20 protein-coding genes and 1 tRNA gene are annotated in these 21,433 nt (G+C 67.6%); 10 read left to right on the top strand and 11 right to left on the bottom strand.

All coding sequences use genetic code 11. The features are described 5' to 3' along the window. Window positions 1-11: 11 nt before the first annotated feature. Complete coding sequence (locus AB4Y75_RS02635) at window positions 12-1,484, bottom strand: peptide MFS transporter (RefSeq protein ID WP_441434334.1); 1,473 nt, start codon at window positions 1,482-1,484, stop codon at window positions 12-14. A gap of 46 nt (window positions 1,485-1,530) precedes the next feature. Next, the gene (locus AB4Y75_RS02630) at window positions 1,531-2,100 is read right to left on the bottom strand and encodes a cupin domain-containing protein (protein ID WP_441434333.1); all 570 of its coding nucleotides are present in this window, start codon (window positions 2,098-2,100) and stop codon (window positions 1,531-1,533) included. On the opposite strand from AB4Y75_RS02630, the gene AB4Y75_RS02625 reads away from it, so the two are divergent. Then, a complete protein-coding gene (locus AB4Y75_RS02625; RefSeq protein ID WP_441434332.1) occupies window positions 2,085-2,339 on the top strand; it encodes a PRD domain-containing protein in 255 nt (84 codons plus the stop codon). The genes AB4Y75_RS02630 and AB4Y75_RS02625 overlap by 16 nt on opposite strands. 49 nt (window positions 2,340-2,388) lie before the next feature. Continuing rightward, window positions 2,389-3,513, top strand: coding sequence for an LCP family protein (locus AB4Y75_RS02620; RefSeq protein WP_441434331.1), 1,125 nt, complete (start codon window positions 2,389-2,391; stop codon window positions 3,511-3,513). 12 nt (window positions 3,514-3,525) lie between these two features. Here AB4Y75_RS02620 and AB4Y75_RS02615 read toward each other — a convergent pair whose 3' ends face one another. Then, complete coding sequence (locus AB4Y75_RS02615; RefSeq protein ID WP_441434330.1) at window positions 3,526-4,887, bottom strand: sensor histidine kinase; 1,362 nt, start codon at window positions 4,885-4,887, stop codon at window positions 3,526-3,528. Between the two features lie 14 nt (window positions 4,888-4,901). Further along, window positions 4,902-5,576 carry a response regulator transcription factor gene (locus tag AB4Y75_RS02610; RefSeq protein ID WP_441434329.1) on the bottom strand — a complete coding sequence of 225 codons (675 nt, stop codon included), beginning with the start codon at window positions 5,574-5,576 and terminating at the stop codon, window positions 4,902-4,904. 74 nt (window positions 5,577-5,650) lie between these two features. Here AB4Y75_RS02610 and AB4Y75_RS02605 point away from each other — a divergent pair, with 74 nt between their 5' ends. Beyond that, on the top strand, window positions 5,651-6,805 hold the full coding sequence (locus tag AB4Y75_RS02605) for a UDP-N-acetylglucosamine--N-acetylmuramyl-(pentapeptide) pyrophosphoryl-undecaprenol N-acetylglucosamine transferase (protein ID WP_441434328.1): 1,155 nt from the start codon (window positions 5,651-5,653) through the stop codon (window positions 6,803-6,805). A gap of 18 nt (window positions 6,806-6,823) precedes the next feature. Further along, window positions 6,824-7,807, top strand: coding sequence for a GDP-mannose 4,6-dehydratase (locus AB4Y75_RS02600; protein WP_441434327.1), 984 nt, complete (start codon window positions 6,824-6,826; stop codon window positions 7,805-7,807). Window positions 7,808-8,514: 707 nt separating this feature from the next. On the opposite strand, the gene AB4Y75_RS02595 is transcribed toward AB4Y75_RS02600, so the two are convergent. Together AB4Y75_RS02595 and AB4Y75_RS02590 are read right to left on the bottom strand one after the other, a co-directional pair. After that, complete coding sequence (locus AB4Y75_RS02595) at window positions 8,515-8,745, bottom strand: hypothetical protein (RefSeq protein WP_441434326.1); 231 nt, start codon at window positions 8,743-8,745, stop codon at window positions 8,515-8,517. 991 nt (window positions 8,746-9,736) lie between these two features. Then, a complete protein-coding gene (locus AB4Y75_RS02590; RefSeq protein WP_441434325.1) occupies window positions 9,737-10,660 on the bottom strand; it encodes an N-acetylglucosamine kinase in 924 nt (307 codons plus the stop codon). 29 nt (window positions 10,661-10,689) lie between these two features. Between AB4Y75_RS02590 and AB4Y75_RS02585 the strand changes: the two genes are divergently transcribed. Together AB4Y75_RS02585 and AB4Y75_RS02580 are read left to right on the top strand one after the other, a co-directional pair. After that, window positions 10,690-11,742: a nitronate monooxygenase gene (locus tag AB4Y75_RS02585; protein ID WP_441434324.1), complete on the top strand. Its 1,053-nt coding sequence runs from the start codon at window positions 10,690-10,692 to the stop codon at window positions 11,740-11,742. Window positions 11,743-11,804: 62 nt separating this feature from the next. Further along, window positions 11,805-12,308, top strand: a complete 504-nt coding sequence (locus AB4Y75_RS02580) for an Lrp/AsnC family transcriptional regulator (RefSeq protein WP_441434323.1) — start codon at window positions 11,805-11,807, stop codon at window positions 12,306-12,308. Between the two features lie 40 nt (window positions 12,309-12,348). On the opposite strand, the gene AB4Y75_RS02575 is transcribed toward AB4Y75_RS02580, so the two are convergent. Then, complete coding sequence (locus tag AB4Y75_RS02575) at window positions 12,349-13,581, bottom strand: MFS transporter (protein WP_441434322.1); 1,233 nt, start codon at window positions 13,579-13,581, stop codon at window positions 12,349-12,351. A 170-nt stretch (window positions 13,582-13,751) separates the two neighbouring features. Between AB4Y75_RS02575 and AB4Y75_RS02570 the strand changes: the two genes are divergently transcribed. The 3 genes from AB4Y75_RS02570 to AB4Y75_RS02560 are packed head-to-tail and all read left to right on the top strand — an operon-like array spanning window position 13,752 to window position 17,890. Continuing rightward, window positions 13,752-14,249 (top strand): Lrp/AsnC family transcriptional regulator, encoded by a 498-nt coding sequence (locus tag AB4Y75_RS02570; RefSeq protein ID WP_441434321.1) that lies wholly within the window; start codon window positions 13,752-13,754, stop codon window positions 14,247-14,249. A gap of 25 nt (window positions 14,250-14,274) precedes the next feature. Next, window positions 14,275-15,270: a magnesium/cobalt transporter CorA gene (corA, locus tag AB4Y75_RS02565; protein WP_441434320.1), complete on the top strand. Its 996-nt coding sequence runs from the start codon at window positions 14,275-14,277 to the stop codon at window positions 15,268-15,270. Between the two features lie 7 nt (window positions 15,271-15,277). Beyond that, entirely contained in the window at window positions 15,278-17,890 is a 2,613-nt protein-coding gene (locus AB4Y75_RS02560; protein WP_441434319.1) for a tetratricopeptide repeat protein, read from the top strand. A gap of 92 nt (window positions 17,891-17,982) precedes the next feature. On the opposite strand, the gene AB4Y75_RS02555 is transcribed toward AB4Y75_RS02560, so the two are convergent. From AB4Y75_RS02555 to galU, 4 genes are all read right to left on the bottom strand, one after another. Then, window positions 17,983-18,055, bottom strand: a tRNA-Ala gene (locus AB4Y75_RS02555). Between the two features lie 70 nt (window positions 18,056-18,125). Then, a complete protein-coding gene (locus tag AB4Y75_RS02550) occupies window positions 18,126-19,022 on the bottom strand; it encodes a hypothetical protein (protein ID WP_441434318.1) in 897 nt (298 codons plus the stop codon). A 101-nt stretch (window positions 19,023-19,123) separates the two neighbouring features. After that, a complete protein-coding gene (locus AB4Y75_RS02545; RefSeq protein WP_441434317.1) occupies window positions 19,124-19,738 on the bottom strand; it encodes a GNAT family N-acetyltransferase in 615 nt (204 codons plus the stop codon). Between the two features lie 11 nt (window positions 19,739-19,749). After that, window positions 19,750-20,646, bottom strand: a complete 897-nt coding sequence (gene galU / locus AB4Y75_RS02540; protein ID WP_441434316.1) for a UTP--glucose-1-phosphate uridylyltransferase GalU — start codon at window positions 20,644-20,646, stop codon at window positions 19,750-19,752. Window positions 20,647-20,720: 74 nt separating this feature from the next. On the opposite strand from galU, the gene AB4Y75_RS02535 reads away from it, so the two are divergent. Further along, a complete protein-coding gene (locus AB4Y75_RS02535; RefSeq protein ID WP_441434315.1) occupies window positions 20,721-21,407 on the top strand; it encodes a 5-formyltetrahydrofolate cyclo-ligase in 687 nt (228 codons plus the stop codon). The last annotated feature ends 26 nt before the right edge of the window (window positions 21,408-21,433 follow it).

The raw sequence follows: 21,433 nt of genomic DNA, 5'->3' as shown, positions 1-21,433 counted from the left end.
AGTTCGTGTGATCAGCGCAGACCGGCATAGAGATTGCGCTGCAAGGGCTCGCGCACCACCAGCAGCACAATGCCGATGGCAACAGCTGTCCCTCCGATCCCGGCGAAATAGGTGTTGTTCGGGATGGCTGCGTAGATCTGCCCTAACAGGCCCGAGAGCGATGAGCCCAAGGCCAGTGTCAAGAAATTCACTGCCACCATCTGAGCGGTGAACGCCTCAGGAGCGATCCGAGTCGCCAAGGCGAGTCCGATGGGTCCGACGAAGTTCTCCGAACTGCCAACGATCACCATGAACAGCAGAACCAGCAGCACGGGAATCGTTTCCTGGAACACCAGGACTGAGATGATCAGGATGAAGACGAAGCCCAGCCCGATCTGGATCATGCCGAACGCGAACTTCGCTCCCGCGCGGGGCTGCCGGTCTCCGAGCTTCTTCCACAGCGAGGCGATGAGCGGGGCTGCCAGGACGCCGGCGAGCGGGCTGACCATGGCTACCCAGCCGACCGGGAACGACCAGCCCCCGAGGTCCCTGTCCACTCGTTGCTGTACCAGGATCGAAACGGCCGTGAACTTCTGGAAAAGGAAGCCGAAGTAGAGTCCAGTGGCCAGGAACAGGGGAATGTAGGCGCCCACTCGCCGCTTCTCATCGCGAGTGACGTTCCGGGAGGCGAGCATCGCGGCGAAATAGGCTGCGGCCGCGACCAGCGCGACGACGGTAGCGACGGTGGAGAGGTTCTCCGCGACCATCAGGCCCGTGGCCACGGCAAGCGCGATGACCACGACGGCTCCCCCGGTGAAAGCTAGTGCCAGGCGGGCACCTTTCCGTGAGAGGGGACGGGTGACCTGGTTGGCGCGCTCGGGAAGATTGCGGGAGGAGAACACGTATTGGACCAGCGCCACGATCATCCCCACTGCGGCGAGGGCAAACCCTGGATGAAATCCCGAGCTCTGCTCCTGCACGAAGCCGGTCGCGAGGGGTCCGAGGACGGCCCCGGTGTTGATCGCCATGTAGAAGTAGGAGAATCCGGCGTCCCGTCGAGCGTCGGTCTCGTGCTCGAGGACGAATCCGACGATGGAGGTGACGTTCGTTTTGAGCGCTCCGGTCCCGAGGATGATCAGCACCAGGCCCACGGACAAGCCAGGCAGGCCGGGGACGAAGGCCAGGGTAAGGTGGCCGAGGGTGATGACGATCCCGCCGATCAGGACCAACCGTTTGGGGCTGAGGACTCGTTCGCCCAGCCACGCCCCGACCAGCTGTGCAATGTAGACAGCTCCTCCGTAGGCGCCGACGATTCCCGCCGCGGCGCCAGGGCTCAGCCCGAGGCCGCCCTTCTCCAGTGTGTAGAGCAGGTAGAAGGCCAGGATGCTCTGCAGGCCGTAGAACGAGAAGCGTTCCCACAGCTCAGTGAACGCCATCCCTCCCACGCCCCGCGCACGGGCCCGGGCATCGGCCTGAACGACGTCGTTGTCGGTCGAAGTGGTCATCTTCCTTCTCCTCAGGTGCGTCTTCGCTGGTGCCCAAGTGGCAGGGTTAGTACGTGGGGGGAGCCATCATCCACACGAGCGTGGCGGGCATGGTTCCAGTGGCTTCGGTGACGCGATGGGGCTGGTCACTGCGGTAATGCAGAGAATCCAGTGCTCCCAGGCGGCTCGTGACTCCATCGACGGTGACCTCAACTTCGCCCTCGATGACCAGGAGGATCTCCTCCGAAGCTCCGTGCGTGTACGGTTCGACACCGGTATTCCCGCCGGGTTCGAACTGTCCCAGGAGAACTTCGAGGTGATCGAAATGCGCCGGGGAGATCTTGACCTTCGACGCCCCGTTCCCGAATCGCTTCCGCGCGGCATCAACGAACCTCAGAACAGGACTACTGTCGGTGTTCGGCTCATTGAAGAGGTCGCCGACGTTCAGCCGGATCACCGTGCACACGCGCTGAAGCGTGGCCACGCTTCCCATCGCGATACCCCGCTCGAGCTGCGAGAGGTAACCGGTCGTGATACCTGCCGCTTCGGCGACCTCACTCAACGTCATCTGCAGGGCCAGGCGCCGCTTCCGCAGCCGCAGTCCAAGCGTGTTCTCTTGCTGTGATTCAACTCTCACACAGGAACACTATAATTTTCTTTACTCATACGTCAACGAGTTTGAATTATGGGCATTCCGCGCAGCGACTCAACGACAAGTTGTTCACCGCGATCCGCGAGGCCTACCCGGCGGACTACGACACCGCAGTGAAACTCCAGGCCGTGCTGGAATTCCGGCTAAATCAGGAACTCACGGACGACGAGGTCGCCTACCTCACCCTGCACCTGGCCCGCATGGCCGATGATTCCCGGCACTGAGGCACTGCTCTTACATCTCTTTCACATCCCTCGGCCACCATGGCTGGCTATGAACGAACTCGCTGGGAACGTCAGCAGGGCCGGGCTGGGAACACCGGCCACAAACACGGTGCCGCGTCACGGCAAGGGACCCGGTCCACGACGCCGTCGGCGCCTGGTGCGGGCGATCGCGCTGCTCACGGGCGTCCTCACCCTCGCGTTGGCGGCCACGGCGGCCGCAGTGCTGATGCGAATGCAAGGCAACATCACCACCACCTCGCTGCACCCCGGGGGTGAAGCGGTCATCACGAGTTCCGAAGGACTGAACATCCTCGTGCTGGGTTCGGATGCGCGCAAGCTCCGGGAGCCCGGCTATGGTGAGGACGATGGGACCCGGCGCAGCGATTCCATGATGCTGGTCCACCTGGCCGAGCATGATGCCCGCATCGATGCCGTGCAGATACCACGGGACACCCTGATGCGGCTGCCCTCCTGCGCGGCGGCGGAGAATTCCTTCCCCGGCGGAGAAGGCATGATCAATGCTGCGCTGAACCACGGACCGGACTGTTCCGTCTCCGCGGTCGAGGCACTCACCGGCGTGAGCATCGATCACTTCCTGCTGGTGGATTTCGACGGGTTCTCCGACGTGATCGACGCCCTGGGCGGTGTCCCCGTCCGCCTTCCCGCGCCCCTGCGCGACTCCTTCGCCCAGCTCGACCTGCCCGCCGGTGAACAGCTGCTCAACGGCCGTCAGGCCCTGGCCTGGGCCCGCGTGCGACACATCATCGGAGACGGTTCGGACATCGCACGGCTCGGCCACCAGCAGGAGGTGATCCGGGCGATTTCTGACAGGGTGCGGGGCGAGAACCTCCTCACGCGGCCCGATCGGCTCTACGGCTTCCTGGACGCCGCGACGAAGTCGTTGACGGTGGACCGGGACCTCGGTTCCGTCACGGCACTGGCTTCCTTGGGGACCCGCATCTCCCACGTGTCCGGGAAGGACGTCAGCGTCCTGATCATGCCCTGGCAGCCCGCGCCTCAGGACCCCAATCGCGTGGTGCCCTCCCCCGAAGCCGCAGCGGTCTTCGGCGCCATGGCACGGGACCAGCCCCTGACCGCGCACGGGGCGGGCGCGCCCGCGCCATCCGGTAAGCCGGTGCAGAGCGACTCGGCCCTGGATCACCGTACCCGCTGACGGTCTCGGGCCCTATCCTGAGGTGGACGAGCCTTCGGTCCCTGGCCCTTCTGCGGGGAAGCTGACGTACATCAGGGTGCCGCCGGTCGCCGGCCAGCTCCCCCGCACCGCGGTCCCATGCTCGACGGCGATCTGCTGGGCCACGGCCAGCCCCAGGCCGGATCCGGGCACCGCCCGGGCCGAGGGCGTCCGGTAGAAGCGGTCGAAGATCCGCTCCCGCTCGGCTTCGTCGACGCCGGGCCCATGATCCCGGACCGACGCCGTGGCCGAGCGGCCCTTTACCCGCAAGGAGACGTCCACGGGCTCCTCCCGGGGTGAGTACTTGGCCGCGTTGGAGATCAGATTGGCGAAGAGCTTGAAGAGCCGTTCGTGATCGCCCGTGATAATGGCGGGATCCGCGCTGAACCCGAACGTGCGCTCCGGCCAAGCGCCTTGAACGGAGCGGGTCGCCTCGGCCAGGACCTCATCCAGCCGCAGTTCCTCCGGAAAGGACAACGGCTCATCCCCGCGCGCCAGATCCACGATGTCCGAGACCAGGCCCGTCATGTCATCCACGGCGCCCCGGAGGTTGCGGCCCGCCCGGAGACGCCGCTCCGGTGCCAGCGCACCGTCCAATGCCAGCTCCGCATTCGCCCGGATGGCCGTCAACGGCGTTCGGAGTTCATGCGAGGCGTCGGCCACGAGCTGCTTCTGGGCCCGCACGGCGTCCTGAAGCGTATCCACCATCTGGTCGAAGGTCGCGGACAGCCGCGCCAGCTCGTCATCGCCGGGCATCCCGATCCGCCCGGTGGACATCTGCTTCCGGGTGAGCTCCTCCGCCACGCGCCGGACCCGGTTGAGATCACGGAGGTTCGCCCGGGCCAGGAGATATCCGCTCAGTGCGCTGAGGCCCACTCCGACCACACCCACGGCCAGAAGCAGCCAGCGCGTGCGTTCCAGGGAGAGCTCGATGCCATCAGCCCGGTATCCGACGGTCACCACACCCTTCCCACCGGAGAGTGGCGCCGTGTAGAGACGCATCGGATGGCCTTGCACGGTGGCGGTGCTGAAGACGGGCGCACCGGCACCTGAGCGGACCGGCTCGGAGTCCTCCGGCAGCGGCAGTACCGGTGGCCCGGGATACCCCGTCCCCACCGCCTGAGCGCAGGCCGCGGCGCTGAGCCATTGGCAGTCGAGATTCCGGTCGATGGGGTCCCCGCGCTGGTCTTGCAGCACCAGGACGTTCGAGGCGCGGATGAGGGTGAGGTCCAGGGTCCGGTAGCTCTGGTTCTCCACGAGCCAGTAGGCGCCCAGGAAGGCGAGGATCAGGAAAGCGCTCAGGCAGGCCGTGATCGACACGGTGAGGGACCGGGTGAGCCCCCATCGTCTGCGCAAAGGGACCCTGGCCGTCACGATGCGGACCCGAAGCGATAGCCCAGCCCCTGTGCGGTATGGATGAGACGCTCCCCGCCCTGGGCCTCCAGTTTCTGGCGGAGGTATCCGATGTACACGGTCAGCGAATTGGACCGCGCACCGTAGTCGGTACCCCAGACGTGCTCATTGATGGTGGACCTCGGCAGCACCTGGCCCGGGTTGCTCATGAACAGCTCCAGGAGCGCCGCCTCCGTCGCGGTGAAGGCCAGTGGTCTTCCCCCGCGGGCGCCCGTGCGTCCGACAGGGTCGAACTCGAAGTCATCGTGGCTGAACATCGCTTCTGCCGGCGGCTCCATGCGGCGGAGCAGAGCACGCACCCTCGCTTTGAGTTCGGCCACGTCGAACGGTTTGGTGAGATAGTCGTCCGCGCCCGCGTCCAGTCCGTCCACCCGCTCCGAGACCGCTGCGCGGGCGGTGAGCATGAGGATGGGGGTCCGGTCTCCCACCGCCCGCAGGCTCGATGCCACCGTCAGCCCGGACACCCCCGGCAAAGAGACGTCCAGCACGATGGCGTCCGGATCGGCCTGCTCCAGGGACGCCAGCGCGTCCTCACCGGACCCCACCGCGAAAGTCTCGTGGTCCTCGGATTCCAGGGCGTCCGCGATCACCTCGCGCACGCGCGGCTCGTCGTCGACGATCAGGATTCTCATGGTTTTCAGCCTATAGTCCCGGTCCGGCGCCCTCCTCACATCTCTCTCACATCGGCTGGGAACCATGGAGGTCCATGAGCACCATTCGACAGTCCCCGGCTTCCACTCCCGGCGCACGGTCCCTGGACCGCAAGGTCATCGCGGTCGCCGCGGGCGGCACCGGCGGGCACATCTACCCCGCCCTGGCCGTCGCCGACGAACTCAGTGCACGGGGGCACCGGGTGGTCTTCTTCGGCAGCGACGACCGCATGGAGACCAGGATCATCCCGGCCCACGGCTACCCGCTCCACACCTCCCGGATCCATGGAGCCGTCGGAGGCCGGGCCGCCCTGGGTCTGCCGGGACGGCTCGTGACGGCCGGGGTCCGGGCCGCCCGGACTCTGAAAGACGTGGGGGCGGATCTGGTCCTGGGGATGGGAGGTTACCCCAGCGCACCGGCCCTGCTCGGCGGAGCACTCCTGCGGCTGCCCCTGCTGGTCCACGAATCCAACGCGGTCTTCGGACTCACCAACCGCTTCGCCCGGGTCCTCGGTGCGCATCTGGCGCTGAGGAACGCACCGGACCCGGGCAAGCGCCCCCTGCGCCGGGCCCGCGTGACGGGCCTGCCGCTCATGCCCGGGATCACCACGCTGGACCGGGCGGCCCTGCGTTCCGAGGCCCGACGGCATTTCGGCCTGCCCGAGTCTGCGGTGGTGATCGCCGTGATCGGAGGAAGCCTGGGCTCCCGGGCGATCAACCAGGCCGCGGCGGAACTTGGAGCTCGGTGGAACGGCAGGACGGACCGGCATCTCCTCATCAAGACCGGCGGGCAGCTGGTCATGAACGCCGTCTCCGACACGGTGTCAGAGGTGGCCTATCTGGACCGGATGGACCTCGCCTACGCCGCCGCTGACGTCTTCGTCACCCGCGCCGGTGCTGCCACCCTGGCCGAACTGGAACATCTGGGCCTGCCCGCCGTCGTCGTTCCGTTGCCGCACTCCGCAGGTGGCCACCAGCTCGCCAACGCCACAGAGTTCGCCCGGCACCGCGCCGCGGTGGTGCTCGAAGAGAGGCACCTGACGGCCACTGCCCTGGAGGAGGGCATCGTCACCCTGCTCGCGGGAACCGCCGGGCCGGGTGAGCGCCGTTCGCACCATGCCGCCGCGCGTGACCTCGCCGACTGGGCTCTGGAACTCATCGACACCGCTCCGCACCCCCGTTCCACATCCAAATCCACCAGCCACTGCTGAAAAAGGAGACGAATCCCTATGACCACTTCGTTCTGGGAATCACGCCCCGTCGTCGTCACAGGCGGCGAAGGGTTCATCGGCAGCACGCTTGTCGAAGCCCTGGTCCGCGCCGGAGCCGATGTCACCGTGCTGGCGCATTACAAGCCCTACGGGCGGCACGGACATCTCGCAGAGGTCATGGATCAGATCAAGCTGGTGGGCGGCGATGTCCGCGACGCGGACCTGGTCTCCCACACCGTGCGGGGCGCCGACACGGTGTTCCACCTCGCCGCCCTCATCGGGATCCCCTACAGCTATGTCGCACCGGACTCCTATGTGCAGACCAACGTGGCCGGCACCCGCAACATCGCCGAGGCGGCCCGGCAGCACGGCGTCCGCCGCCTCATCCACACCTCCACCAGCGAGGTATACGGCACCGCGCAGACGGTGCCGATCTCCGAAAGCCACCCGCTGCAGCCCCAGTCACCATACTCGGCCTCCAAGATCGGGGCAGACATGATGGCGCTGTCCTACTTCCACAGCTTCGGCACGCCGGTCTCCGTCTGCCGGCCGTTCAACACCTACGGTCCCCGGCAGAGCGCACGGGCCATCATCCCGGCGGTACTGGAGCAATTGCATGCGGGCGCTGAGACGATCCGCCTCGGTGCGACCTCCCCCACGCGGGACTTCACCTTCGTCACGGACACCGCCGCCGGCTTCCTGGCCATCGCCCAGTCCGACGAAACCATCGGGCAGGCGCTCAATCTCGGCACGGGCCGGGAGATCTCCATCGGCGACCTCGTGGCACTCCTGCTGGAGATCACGGGTTCCTCGGCACGCCTGGAACACGACACCGAGCGCGATCGGCCGTCCGGCAGCGAGGTCCACCGGCTGGTCTCGGACCATTCACTGGCGACGGCCCTGACCGGATGGGAACCGTCCGTCACGCTGAGGGAAGGCCTGGAACGCACCTCCGAATGGATCCAGGCGAGGACTGACCTCAGCACCCGGTACGAGGTCTGAACGTCCCTCTGACGAAGGATCCGCTCGGAAGGGCCCCGCTGCCGGAGGGAGGACGTCCGCTGCTCAGTCCAGCAGCCACAACTCCGCCGAAGCCCGGGCCCCACCATGCTCCGCCGGGCCGAGCGTCATGCGGTCCTCCAACTGGCGAAGCCTAACCACTCCGATGTCGCCGCCCCGGGCACGCCGGCAACCCGGCCTGCCGCGTCGCGACTCCTCTGCGATAACTCCATCGTCAGAGGAGCGATCGCCCTCGCTATCGAGTCTGATGAGGGCCTCTGCGAAGCCCTTGATCATGCCCTCTACCGAGAACGGCTCCTTTACACCGAACAAGCCTTGGATGAGGTTGTCAAAGCGGGACATGCGGACCCTGACTTCAACGTCGCGGTGATCTCCGAGGTCATTGTCAGTGCACCTTCGGGCGTACTCTGCCTTTCGTGGACCATGTCTGGCGGATGTGACCTACTCGAGCGTTTGCTGCGGCTATGGGGTGTTCTATTGTCCGGGTTGGGTTTCGAGGGATGGCACCTTCACGGGTTCACGAGGCGCTTGCTAAGGGCATTGAACTGATCGGCGCGGAACACACCGGCAAGAACAATGAAGTCCGGAGCGCGTTTCCTTCTACCGACGGCGGCGTGTCAGGTCCGCAATGACCCGTTCAGGATCTTCGCACTGAACAACATAGGTGTGCTTCGTCGTTGTCCTCAAGGTCACGGCTGGACCTGAGTTCCACAGAATTCCGGTGTCCCCGTTGATGCATTTTCACAGCCCGATACCCCAAACTGCTGGACTGTAACCTTGGCGACTGGGCTCATGCTGTCGAGCTCTGCCCACGGGATGCGCTTGGTCCAGATCGGGGCGAAACGCAGGACGATTCCGTGAACATCTGTGCCGATCGAGATTCGAGCGCTCAGGATCACGACCACGACCACGGCGCCCATGATCAACGTGGACCCTCTTCCTGGACGACGGGACTGCCTTTGCCGAGCATCGGAGAGTCTTGCGATTGGGCAAACCCCTTAGGGAATCACTGAACGCACTAATCAGTCCTGGCTAGTGTGTGTCTCCCATATAGATCGTGGTGCTGGTCGGGTGAGGTCAACAGGTTCGCGGTATCGGGTGTTCACGGATGAGCAGTGGGAGCGGATCGGGCCGGCGCTTCGTTCGAATGAGGGGCACTGGGGTCACCCGCTCAAGCGAGACCAGGCCACCGCCCGGAAACGTCGGTAGCGAAGGCGGCAGGCCATCCAGGTCCGGCACCGGTGCCTCCAAGGGCCGCAACGTCGTCGAGCGGTTCTTCGCCCTCGCCAAGCAATGGCGCGGCATCGCAACACGCTACGACAAACTCGCCATCACCTGCCACGCCGGTATCACGCTCTACGCAATCCTCATCTGGCAGCGACTAAAGGAGACACACCGTAGGCTGGCCCGGGGGTGGTCCACGCGATCAAACGCGTATCGGAGTCCATCGTGTCGGCAAGCGTTCCTAGCCGGCATTCGAGCGCGACGCGGCATCGGCTCCTACTCCACTGGATTTTCAGGACTGCCGAATCTTCTCTTCAGAACTGCCTGACGGGACTCTGAAAGTCTAAAACTTCGCCACTCGGCCGGGGCTCACACCGTTGAACGCGCGGGACGCAGAGGATCGCGCCCGTGAACCCTGACCTGATCCCACCCAGTCAGTTCGCATGGACGCGGCCGGCAATCGGAAAGAAGCCGCTTCGGGCGGTTTTCAACCCGTTGCCTTTCGGCACCTCTCACGGGTGGCGCAGGTTTCCGGCTCGGCTGAATTCTGCTCCTGAAGAGGGCGGCGCCCTTCACCTCAAACTGGCGAAAGACCGCCATGATCGCTGGATCAGTCTTGGAATGGGGAGATTCGTTCGAAGGAAAGCACGACCTGGCAGGCAATTGTTTGCAGGTCCGTGAGCCTGGTCAGCCCGCGGTGAGCAGCGCGACCGCGCCGAACACCGGTTCCTGGTCCAGCACGCGCACATCGTGGTGACCGCGAGCGGCCAGGCTCTCACGGAACGGGACCGAGATCTCGGGGACGTGCTGCCCCAGGCCGCCGCCCAGCACCACCGGTCCGGCGATGCCGAGGTTGTCCAGCACTCCGAGGGCCAGGGTCGTGAGTTCGTCCGCTGCCCGGCTCAGGATGTCCTTCGCGCCGTCGTTGCCGTTGCGCGCGGCATCCACCACCACGCGGCTCCTCTCGGCCCAGTACCGGCGGCCCTTGTCCGGGTGGTGGAAGGCCGCGATCAGCCCGGCGACATCCGGAGCCCCGACCGACTCACAGAGAGCCAGCGCCAGGGAGTCCGCTTCCTGCCCCGAGTTGAACCGGCGCAGCGAATGACGCACGGCCTCACGGCTCAGCCAGTACCCGCTGCCCTCGTCGCCCAGCAGGTAACCCCAGCCGCCGTAGCGCGCTTCCCGGCCGTCGATGTCCCGGCCCCAGGCTGCAGTGCCCGTTCCGGCGATCACCGCGGCGCCCGCCGTCGCGCCCGCTGCGGCCAACAGGAGAGCGGAGTCATGGACCACGGTGATGTCCGCTCCGGGGACGTGAGGCTGGATGAGCGCAGCGAGCGCGAACTTGTCCTGCTCGGTGTCCACGCCTCCCGCGCCGACCACCACACGGTCCACCGCAGTGGGGCCGAGACCGGCGAACAGTTCGGCGAACGCTTGCTGGGCAGCCTCCACACTGACGTTCTGCACATTGGCGCTGCCCACGGTCAGATCGGCCGCGATCCGGCCGCCGCGCAGCAGCACTCCGCGGGTCTTGGTGCCGCCGATGTCGATGGCCACGGATTCGCGACCGGCGGAGTCGGGGAGCTCAGTGGCAGGATGGCTTGGAGTAGTCACGAGTTCAAGGGTACGCAGGAGGGAACCCCATGTCAGGAACCATGAGCGGCACGCCGCTGCCGTCCCGGGTGATCGCAGCACCCATGGCGGGAGGAACCAGCAGCACCGGATTCGTGACCGCCGCCCTGGAGGCCGGCGCCATGGGGTTCGTCGCCGCGGGCTACCGGAGCGCCGAAGCACTGGGCGCGCAGTTGCACGACGTCGCCGCCCGCGCCACCGCGCTCGGCGGGGCGCCCTTCGGGGTGAACCTGTTCGTCCCGGACACCTCGCCTGTCGATACCCAGGCCGTCCGCGCCTACGCCGACGCGCTGCGGCCCTGGGCCGGCCGGCTCGGCGTCGCCGTCCCGGAACCGGTCCTCGACGACGATGACGACTACCCCGCCAAGATCCGCCTCCTGCTGGACCGGCCGGCGCCGGTGGTCAGCTTCACGTTCGGTCTCCCCTCCCGCGAGGACGCCCTGGCCCTGCGGGAACGCGGCACCCGGCTCTGGGCCACGGTGACGCACCGGGCGGAGGTGGAGGCCGCCCTGGCGATCGGCGTCGACGCGTTCGTGGTGCAGCACGAATGCGCGGGCGGCCACTCGGGGCGTTTCCTTCCCGGCGAGCCGCCCGTGGCGCAGGACGCGGCCGCGCTGATCGCCGAGCTGTCCCCGGGCTGTCCGGTCCCCCTCATCGCCGCGGGCGGCATCATGACAGCTTCTCGAGCCCGTGCGGCGTACGACGCCGGAGCCGCCGCCGTGCAATTGGGCACCGCGCTGCTGCGGACTCCGGAGTCCGGAGCGCGCCCGCTCCACAAGGACGCCCTGGGCGATCCACGCTTCGTGGCGACCCGGATGACGAGGGCCTTCACGGGGCGCCGTGCCCGCGGCCTGGAGAACGCCTTCCTGCGGGAGTATGACGCCCTGGCCCCCGATGCCTACCCCGCCGTCCATCACCTGACGGCGCCGCTGCGCGCGGAGGCGGCCCAGCAGGGTCTGGCGGACGGGCTCAACCTGTGGGCCGGGACGGGATGGCGGCAGGCATCGACCGCCCCGCTGCGGGAGGTCCTGGCACCGTTCCTCGACGCCGCATCCGAGCGCTGAGCCGACGTTTCGCGAATCGCCGCCCCGCCGTATCATGTAGTGACATTCGAAGCGGAGGAACAATGGCCGATTCAGCGAAGAATCTTCGCATTCCGGGGACCAACGGCGAAACCCTGGACGACGTGGACCGGAAAATCATCCGGATTCTTTCGGAGGACGCCCGGATCTCCAACAAGCAGCTGGCCGAGGACGTGGGCATCGCCCCCTCCACCGCACTGATGAGGACCCGCACCCTTCAGGAGCGCGGGATCATCAAGTCCTTCACGGCCGAACTCAATCTCGCTTCGATCGGCCGCAGTGTCCAAGCGCTCATCGCCGTGCGTCTGCGGGCTCATGACCGGGATCAGATCGATCAGTTCACGGCCCGTGTGCCCCGGCTTCCCGCGGTGCTGTCCACGTTCCACACCTCCGGCTCGGTGGACTACCTGCTGCACATCGCCGTGGGCACCACCGAAGAACTCCGCGATTGGGTCCTGGACAATCTCGCCACGGATCCGGTGGTGGGCCACACGGAGACCACGCTGGTCTTCGAGCACATGGACGGGAACTCCGGCCTGCTCGACTGAACGGCCGGGGGTGACCCGGCTGAGCCGGACTCAGCCGGACTCAGGCCCGGCGCTGCCCCCGCAAGGAGGCGATGGCCAGGACGAACGCCGCCACGCCCGTCAGGATCGCGAAGGCGGTGACCGCCGTCGTCATCCCCCAGACCGCGGCCGCCAGTCCGAGTCCCAGCACCGGCACCGCACTGCCGAGATACGTCACCACGTACACCGTGGACACCATCTGAGCGTGCTGGCCGGGGGAAACCGCCATCGCCGCGCGGTTGAACACGGTCCGGAAGGACAGGCCCTGGCCGAAGCCTGCCGCCACGGACGCCACCACCAGGAGCCACAGCGCGGAGGTGTTGCTGGCCCAGGCGGTGAGGAGCATCGAGAGGCCCAGCACCACAAGGCCTACGGGAACGGTCGCCTTGCCGGAGAAACCGGTGAGCTGGCTCAGGGCCGAAGCGCCGAGGGAGAGACCTGCCAGGACGCCTACCAGGGGCAGCGAACTGAGGTGCATCCCCTGAGCGAAGAACCCGGGCGCCAGGGAGAGCTGGAAGCCGAAGATGGCGAAGCTGAGGAACCCGACCAGGGCCGCGAGCCAGAACGCACCGCGGGCCTGGGAGGGCACACCGAGGCGGCGCGGCGCCAGAGCCCGGTGGTTGAAGCCGTGCTCGGCACGCATGATGGCAGGACGGGCCTTGATGAGCCAGAGCGGCACGAGCAGGAGCGCCAGGACGACCATCTGCACGATGAAAGGCGCGGTCCGGCCGCCCGGCAGCAGCGCGAGCAGACCGCCGATGGCGGGCCCGGCCGCGACTCCGCCGGAGGACGAGAGCAGGGTGAAGCGGGAGGCCCACTCCGGGCGGGCCGGCAGGAGTTCGCGCAGGGCCGCGGCGCTCGCGCCGGTGGCGAGCGCGATCGAGATGCCCTGGAGCACCCGTCCACCGCACAGCATCACAAGGTTCTGGGCCAGGCCGAACACGGCGGTGCCCGCCAGGCCCACCAGCACCGAGACCACCAGGGCCGCGCGCCGGCCGATGTGATCGGACCAGTGGCCCGCGAGAACCAACGTGGCCACGAGGGCGATCACATAACTGGAGAAGGCCACGGTGGTGCCGAACGGCCCCAGGGCGAGCTCCGCCTGCAGGGAAGGATAGAGCGGCGTGGCCAGATTGGCTCCCACCAGGAGCACGAAGATGACCACGCCGGACAGCACCAGACGGGCCGTGGTGGACGCTTCCCAGCCCCACTCACGGGCGGCCGGGCGCATACGCAGTTCACTGATGACGGTCATCGGGATCTTCCTCGCGGCTGTGGACGGTGGATGTGCCGTCACGAAGCTCTTCGGCCCGGGTCTGGGCCTGTTCAGATCATGAGGCATTCCCGTACTATCGATCAGTGAGCGCAAGGAAAATTGCGCAAAACATCCAACAGATATGCCTTCTCTTGAGCTGGAGTGCGCAATTGAACAATCTCGATGCCACCGATCTGAAGATCCTGCTGGAGCTCGTCAGGGAGCCCCGGATCCAGGTCAGCGAGCTCAGCGAAGTGCTGGGCATCGCGCGCAACACCGCACAGGCGCGGCTGCGCCGCCTGCAGCGCTCCGGGGCCCTCCAGGGAGGCGGCCGGGAGGTCGACCTCGAAGCGGTGGGGTACGACGTCGTCGCGTTCGTCACGATCGAGGTGACCCACCGCGAACTGGACACCGTCATCTCCGCACTCCGTCTCATCCCGCAGGTGCTCGAAGTCCACGAGATCTCCGGCCGGGGCGACCTCTGGGTGCGGCTCACCGCCACGGACACCCACCAGTTGCAATCCGTCCTCCGTCAGGTGGTGCGGATCAAGGGCGTCATCAGGACGGAGACGGTGCTGGCCCTGCACACCCACATCGCGTTCCGTGCGGAGCCGTTGCTCAGCCGCGCCCTCGACGTGCAGGAGAATGCCCGCGCCTCGCGCACATAGGCCTGCCCTCGTCCATAATGAAGCCGTGACGATCATCGACAACGCCGTCTACGTGGACGGCCGCCGGATTCTCGAACCGCGCTCCGTGCTGCAGACCAGCGAAGCCATGGAGGAGACCGGCGGAATGGCCTGGCTCGGCCTGTACCGGCCGAGCGAGGAGGACATGAAGGACATCGCGGTGGAGTTCGGGCTCCACCCGCTGGCCGTCGAGGACGCCGTCACCGCGCATCAGCGCCCCAAGCTGGAACGGTACGACTCCACGCTGTTCACGGTGCTCCGGCCCGCCCGCTACATCGACTCCACCGAGACCGTGGAGTTCGGCGAGCTCCACATCTTCACCGGGCCGGACTTCGTCGTCACCATCCGCCATGCCGAGACCCAGGGCGTCGCCGCGGTGCGTAAGCGGCTGGAGGACAACCCGGAGCTTCTCAGCATGGGGCCCGAAGCCGTCCTCTACGCCCTGGTGGACAAAGTGGTGGACGATTACTCCCCCGTGGTGTCCGGTCTGGAGAACGACATCGATGAGATCGAGGACCAGCTGTTCTCCGGGGACTCCACGGTGTCCCGTCGCATCTACGAGCTCACCCGAGAGGTGATCCAGTTCCAGCGGGCCATCCAGCCGCTGCCGGACATGATGGAGATCCTGGAACGCGGATTCACCAAGTACCAGGTCAACGTCGAATTGCAGCGCAATCTCCGCGACGTGCGGGACCACGTGGACTCCGTGATCGCCCGCGTCAACTCCTTCCGGGAAATCCTCCAGAACGCCCTCACCCTGGACGGCACCCTCACGGCCAACCGCATGAACGAAGTGACCCTCGCTCAGAACGAGCAGGTCAAGAAGATCTCCGGCTGGGCCGCCATCTTCTTCGCCCCGTCCATCGTGGCCGGCATCTACGGCATGAACTTCCAGGAGATGCCGGAACTGGCGTGGCCCCTCGGCTACCCCCTCGCGGTGTGCATGATGGTCGCCTTGGCCGCGCTCCTGTACCTGATCTTCAAGAAGAAAGGCTGGATGTAGGGGCACCATGAGTATCGACGCCGGATTCCTCGCCTTCATCCGTGTCCTGTCCGACGGCGGTGACGAGGATCAGGCCGTCCAGCTGCTCACCGACGCCCTGGCCGACGCCGTCCCGGCCCGGAACGAGGCGGAGGCCGTCGCCTGCGCCGAAGCCGTGGGCCTTCTGCTCCGGATGGAGACCACGCCTGAGACGTATCCGCTGGTGGCTGAACGTCTCCGGCTGCTCGGCGAGCTGACGGCCGGCGTGCCCACCCCCGCCGTCCGGGAGGCCTGCGCCCTCGCGGAGCTGGACGCCATCGAATGGATCCACGGCTCCGATGCGGAGGCGGACGCGATCCTGCTCGTGGACGTGCTGCGCGCCGCAGAGGCGTACGCCGCGCGGTACTCCGATCCCACGGAACCGCTGGTCATCCGGCGCGCCCGTGCCGAGGCCCTGCTGACCGCCGGCCTGCTCGTGCGGCACCTCGGCCGGCCGGGGAATGACGTGGCACGCGCCTTCGAACACCTGGCCCTGTCCCTGACCGGCGAGGACGATCCGCGCCTCCGGACCGTCCGCCTCCACGCTCTGTACGAGGCGTCGAAAACCCGGCTGAGCCTCGACGACGGCCGGGCCGAGAGCCTCGAGCTGCTGCAGCGCGTGATCGAAGAGGCACAAGGCCTCCCCGACGCACGACCCCTCCTTCACCGTGCCGCGCTGCTGCTTCTGGACGCCGAGGACGACGATCCGGCATCCGCACGCTCCAGGGCCGACGCCGTGCTCGCCCTGCCTCTGACAGAGGAAACACGGCGCGGATTCGCACAGCACCGCGCCTTCCTGGAGGAGGTGCTCCTCCGCGTCCCCGAGGAGCACCGGGAAGACGAGGCTGAAACAAGCTACCTGGCCCTCACCGAACGCTTCGCCGCGCATCCGGACGACGAACTGAGGGATGGCCTTCTGTGGGCCCTGGTGCTCCGCTACGGCTTGCAGGGCGAGCAATCCTCCCGGACGGCCACGTCCCTCAGGGTTCTGGGGCACGCGGACGCCGCGTTCGCCGGGGACCACAGCCCGGTGACCGTCGCCGCACGGCTGCGCCTGGCGGCCCGGGTGGCGGAAGCGACGGCCGCGCTCGGAGACCCGGCGCGCGCCGTCGCGCTCTCCGAAGACCTGGTCAGGCGCTTCCCCGGCGCCGAAAGCGATCCCGAGCTGCGGGTGCCGTTCGCCCTCGCCGAGCTGGAACGGGCGCTCCGCCTCGACGACCTGGGACGGCGCGAAGACGCCTTGGCGCTGCTGGCCTCACTCCCGGAACGCTTCCCACCGCTCGAGGACCTGCCGGACGCGTCCGGCGCCGTCGCTCAGGCCATGTACTGGCAGGGCCGGCTGCTCCGGGAGTCCGGTCGTGCAGCAGAGTCCAGGACGGTCATCGAGGCGCTGATCGGGCGGTTCGCCGACGCCCAGGAGTCCGGCCAGAGAGCACAGGCCGCGAACGCCTTGTTCTCCCTCTGGCAGTCCCCAGACGCCTCGGCCGAGGAGCGGGACGACGCGCGGACCCGATTCGCCGCCCACTTCGGTGATGACGACGATCCGCACATCCGCGGTCTCGATGCCCGGCGGCTTCTGACCCAGGCTTCGGTGGAGGCTGAGCGCGGGCGGAAGGACGCCGCCGTCGCACTCCTGAGTTCCCTGCTCGCGCGTCACGGCGACAGCACCGAAGCCGGCATCCAGGACACCGTGCGGCTGGCGCGCGAGAATCTGGGCATCCTGCGCGTCCCGACGATCGCTCAGGCGGACAGCGCTTCCGGCGCCCGGTATCGCGATCTGCGGGCACGCCTCGATGAAGCGGACCGCGCGATCGGAAGCGGCAGCACCGCGCAGGCGGAGGCGGTGCTGCGTTCGATCATCGACGACGCCGGCGCCGGGGACGCGGACCAGGCGACCGTCCTGCTGGTGCTGGCCGCGCTCGACGGCCTGGGCGGGCTGCTCGAGGAGGCGGGGCGCTGGGAGGAGCTGTCCCTTGTGGCGGGACGGGCCGCGCCGCCACGCCCGGACCTGGACACCCGCGCCGCACGGATCAACGCCCGGGCGCATCTCCGCCTGGCCCGGGCACAGGCCCGGCTCGGCGACCCGTCCTCGGCACTGAACGTCTACGACGCGCTCGACCGCTTCGCGGAAGGCTCACAGGACGGGGACATCGTCAGTGCCCGCGAGACGGCGCTCTACAACCGCGCGGTGCTGCTGGACGATCTGGGAGACGTCCACGCCGCGCTAGCGGCCTACGACCGGCTCCTCTGGATTCAGCAGGCCTCGGTGCCATCGCCCGAACGTCGGCTCCGGGCGGTCAAGGCTCTCCGCAACAAGAGTCTTCTGCTGGACCAGCTCGCCTTGTTCGCGGACTCCGCCGCCGCGCACCGGCAGGTCCTGGACATCGCCGGCACCGCGCCGGAACCCGCCGTCCTGCAACGCGCACGGCCTTCCGCCTTCGCCCTGGCCACCTGCTTCGCCCGGCTCGGCGACCATCGTTCCGCCGCCGACACGTATATGTGGATCGGCACGGCGCACCACCTCGGCTTCAGCGCTCAGGAGCTCCGCGAGGCAGCCGGCCTGCTCAAGCTTGCACGGAAAGAGGCCAGGCGGCAGCGGTGAGGGGGTGGCCTGCGGCATCGCCGGGAACGGCCCACCCTCCCCCGGGGACACCGAAGGCCCCTCCGGATCCGGAGGGGCCTTCGGTGAAACTGTGGAGCTAAGGAGATTCGAACTCCTGACCTCTTCGATGCGAACGAAGCGCTCTACCAACTGAGCTATAGCCCCGGACCCGCTCTCGCGGGAACCAACTGAAACAGACTACAAAGAAACCGCCGCAAGTTCAAAAACGCGGGGCTCAGGCCCTCCGGCGCTGCAGAATCGCATCCAGATTCCGCAGCGCGGACTGGCCCTGACCGACCACGGCGACGTTCACTCCGCCGGCCTGCACGGCCTGGGCGAGGTCCGGCTTCAAGGCGTCCTTGATGATCGGCTTGCCCTCGGGCTTGGGGGCCGCCGGCAGGTCGAGCGGTTCCGGCGCCGGACGCTCGGCCCGCGGCGCGTCGACGTACAGCGGCTTCGGAACATCCACCGGCTCCCAGGTCTCCTCGGCGCCCGCCTCGGAATCACCGATCTCCCGAGCCACGGCGAGGGCTGCGAGACGCAGCTCAGCCGCCGTGAGCGGCGGTTCCTCCGCCTCCTTCACCGGCTCCGCGGGCGAACCGTCGAAAGGTTCACTGGGCGATGACAGCGGACGCTCCACGGCGACGTCGCGCACCGGAGCGGCAGAAGAAGCCATGGCATCACGGAAGGCCTGGTCCAGCCGGCGCAAGCGGTCCCGCTTGGCCAGCTGACGAAGGGCCGCGACGCACGCCACGGTCACCAGGAGGCAGAGCACCGAAGCGCCGGGGGCAACCACCGAGAACAGGGAGAGCACGGCGAGAACCGGCACGGCGGCCAGACTCAGCGCACCGAGCAGTGCGAGCGAGGCGCGGCCGGTCTTGATTCTGGGACGGCGGACAGGGTTCTCCGAGAGATCCTGCTGGCCTGGATTCTCCATGGGCACGGTCTCTTCCTCCTTGCTGCCGTCCTGCACTGTCATCGTGGGTCCGGCACTCACCGTCGGCAGGTGGCCGGGATGTTCCTCGTTCTCCGCCTCCACGGTCCGGACCCGGACGCGGCGCTTCAGAAGTGAAGGAGCGATCCCCAGAAGCCAGAACGCGACAGCAGCCACCAGGACCACTGAGCTGCTCATGGGGAAATCCACAGTCTTCACGTTAGGGGGTGCTCACCACACGCCTGACCATTTGCCCTAGTGTGTCGCCCAACTCGGCAGGAAATGACGACGGCGAGGTGTCACCGGCTGTTGAGCCAGCGCGTCAGGACGCCCTCCGGGACCTCATCGGCCGTCAGCGCGAAGCTCAGATGATCCGCCCATTCGCCGTTGATGTGGAGAAACGCCGGACGCAGACCTTCCGGGCGGAAGCCGAGCTTCTCGACTACCCGCAGGCTCGGCGTGTTCTCCGGACGGATGTTGATCTCCATCCGATGCAGTCCGAGTTCCCCGAAACAGAAGTCCGTGGCGAGGGCGACCGCCGTCGGCGTGATGCCCCGTCCTGCGCGTTCCTGGTCCACCCAGTACCCGATGCTCGCCATCATGGCCGATCCCCACATGATGTTGGAGACCGTCAGCTGCCCGACGATCGCCGGCACGGCAAGGCCGGGCCGGCGCTCGGTGATCAGGAACGGCAGGGCGTTGCCCTGGCGCGCCTGAGTCCTGAGAGAGGTGACCATCTCACGGTAACTGGGCAGGCGTCCGCCCGGATTCGGGTTGCTCGCCTCCCAGGGCTGCAGCCAGTCCTTGTTGCGCTGACGGACCGTCGTCCACTCGACACGGTCCCGCTGCCGGATGGGCCTCAGGACGATGTCACCGTGTTCCAGGGTGACGGGCCAGTACGGAACCTGACGCACCGGTGGCAGCGTCAGAGAGTGGACGTGAACTCGCCGAGCCAGGTGCGGAGGTCAGGACCGAGGTCCTCGCTCTCCGACGCCAGCTGGATGACGGCCTTGAGGTAACTCAGCTTGTCGCCGGTGTCGTAGCGGCGGCCGCGGAACACCACGCCGTAGACCCCGTACCCTTCACCCTCGCCTGCGGCGAGCGTCTGCAGGGCATCCGTCAGCTGGATCTCGCCACCGCGCCCGGGGGCGGTGTGGGCGAGCACCTCGAACACGGCGGGGTGCAGCACGTAGCGGCCGATCACGGCGAGGTTGGACGGAGCCTCCTCGACGGACGGCTTCTCGACCAGCTGGCTCACGCGGACGAAGTCCTCGCCGTCCACCGGCGAGATGTCCGCGCAGCCGTAAGCACTGATCTGGTCCGGCTCCACCTCGATCAGGGCGATGACCGATCCGCCGGTCTTCTGCTGGACCTTCATCATGATGGACAGCAGTTCGTCCCGGGGGTCGATCAGATCGTCACCGAGCAGCACCGCGAAAGGCTCCTGGCCCACATGCTGCTGGGCACGCAGCACCGCGTGACCCAGCCCGAGGGGATCGCCCTGGCGGAGATAGTGGATGTCCGCCAGATTCGTGGATTCCTGGATGGCGGAAAGCTTGCGGGCATCACCCTTGGCCTCCAGGGTGGCTTCCAGCGACGGGACCCGGTCGAAGTGGTCTTCCAGGGCGCGCTTGCTGCGCCCGGTGATCATCAGAATGTCATCCAGTCCGACGCTGGATGCCTCCTCCACCACATATTGAATGGCCGGCTTATCCACCACCGGCAGCATTTCCTTGGGCATGGCCTTCGTGGCCGGCAGGAATCGGGTTCCCAGGCCGGCGGCCGGGATGACGGCTTTGCGGATCTGCTTCTGTTCGGTCACAGGACTAATCTAGCCGATACAGTCACCAGCCCCTTCTCCGGATTTTTTCCGACGACAGAATGACGGTTTCACCCATGCCAGCAGAAAAAGCGGAATTCCGCTCCGCGCAGCGCACACGACGGCGCGCAGAGGCCGCCCTTCGCACCGGCGACGACGCCGCCCGGCTGGGTGCCGCGTTCTCGGCGCAGGCGATGGGCTGGCTCTCCACGGTGCTGCCGGGGGGGTCAGCGGCGGCTCCGAGCGTGGCCTGCTATCTGAGCGCCCGCCTCGAACCGCCCACCGGAGCATTGCTCCACTCCCTGCATGACCGTGGCTGCACCGTCCTGGTTCCGGTCTGCCGTCCCGGGCATCTCATGGAATGGGTGCGCTGGCATCCGGGAATCGAGGTCCGCCGCAGCACGCTCGCTCCGGTCGATGAGCCTGTGGGACCGGGTGCCGGTCTGGCGGAACTGCTCGGCGAGGGTGGCCCCGGCCTGGACGCGATGTTCCTGCCGGCCACCGCCGTGGACTCGACAGGGAACCGTCTGGGTCAGGGCGGTGGGTACTACGACCGGTTCCTGGCGGAACTGGCGGAGGCACAGACGACTGAGGCGGCTCCGGCAACTGAGACGGCCCAAGCGGAGTCCGGTCGCACGGTCCCCCTGGCCGCCCTGGTCTTCGAGTCGGAGTACGTCCCACAGGGGTCCTTCACCGTGGACCCGTTCGACCGGCCCGTGGACGCCGTGGTGACGGAGCACCGGTGGCGCCTCTTCGGGAAGTGAATCCCGGGTTCCGGCGTTGTCCTCTT

Source organism: Arthrobacter sp. RAF14 (assembly GCF_052114185.1).
Taxonomy (GTDB): Bacteria; Actinomycetota; Actinomycetes; order Actinomycetales; family Micrococcaceae; genus Arthrobacter_E.
Note: the sequence above shows the minus strand (reverse complement) of the source record. Positions and strands in the feature narration are given on the sequence as shown.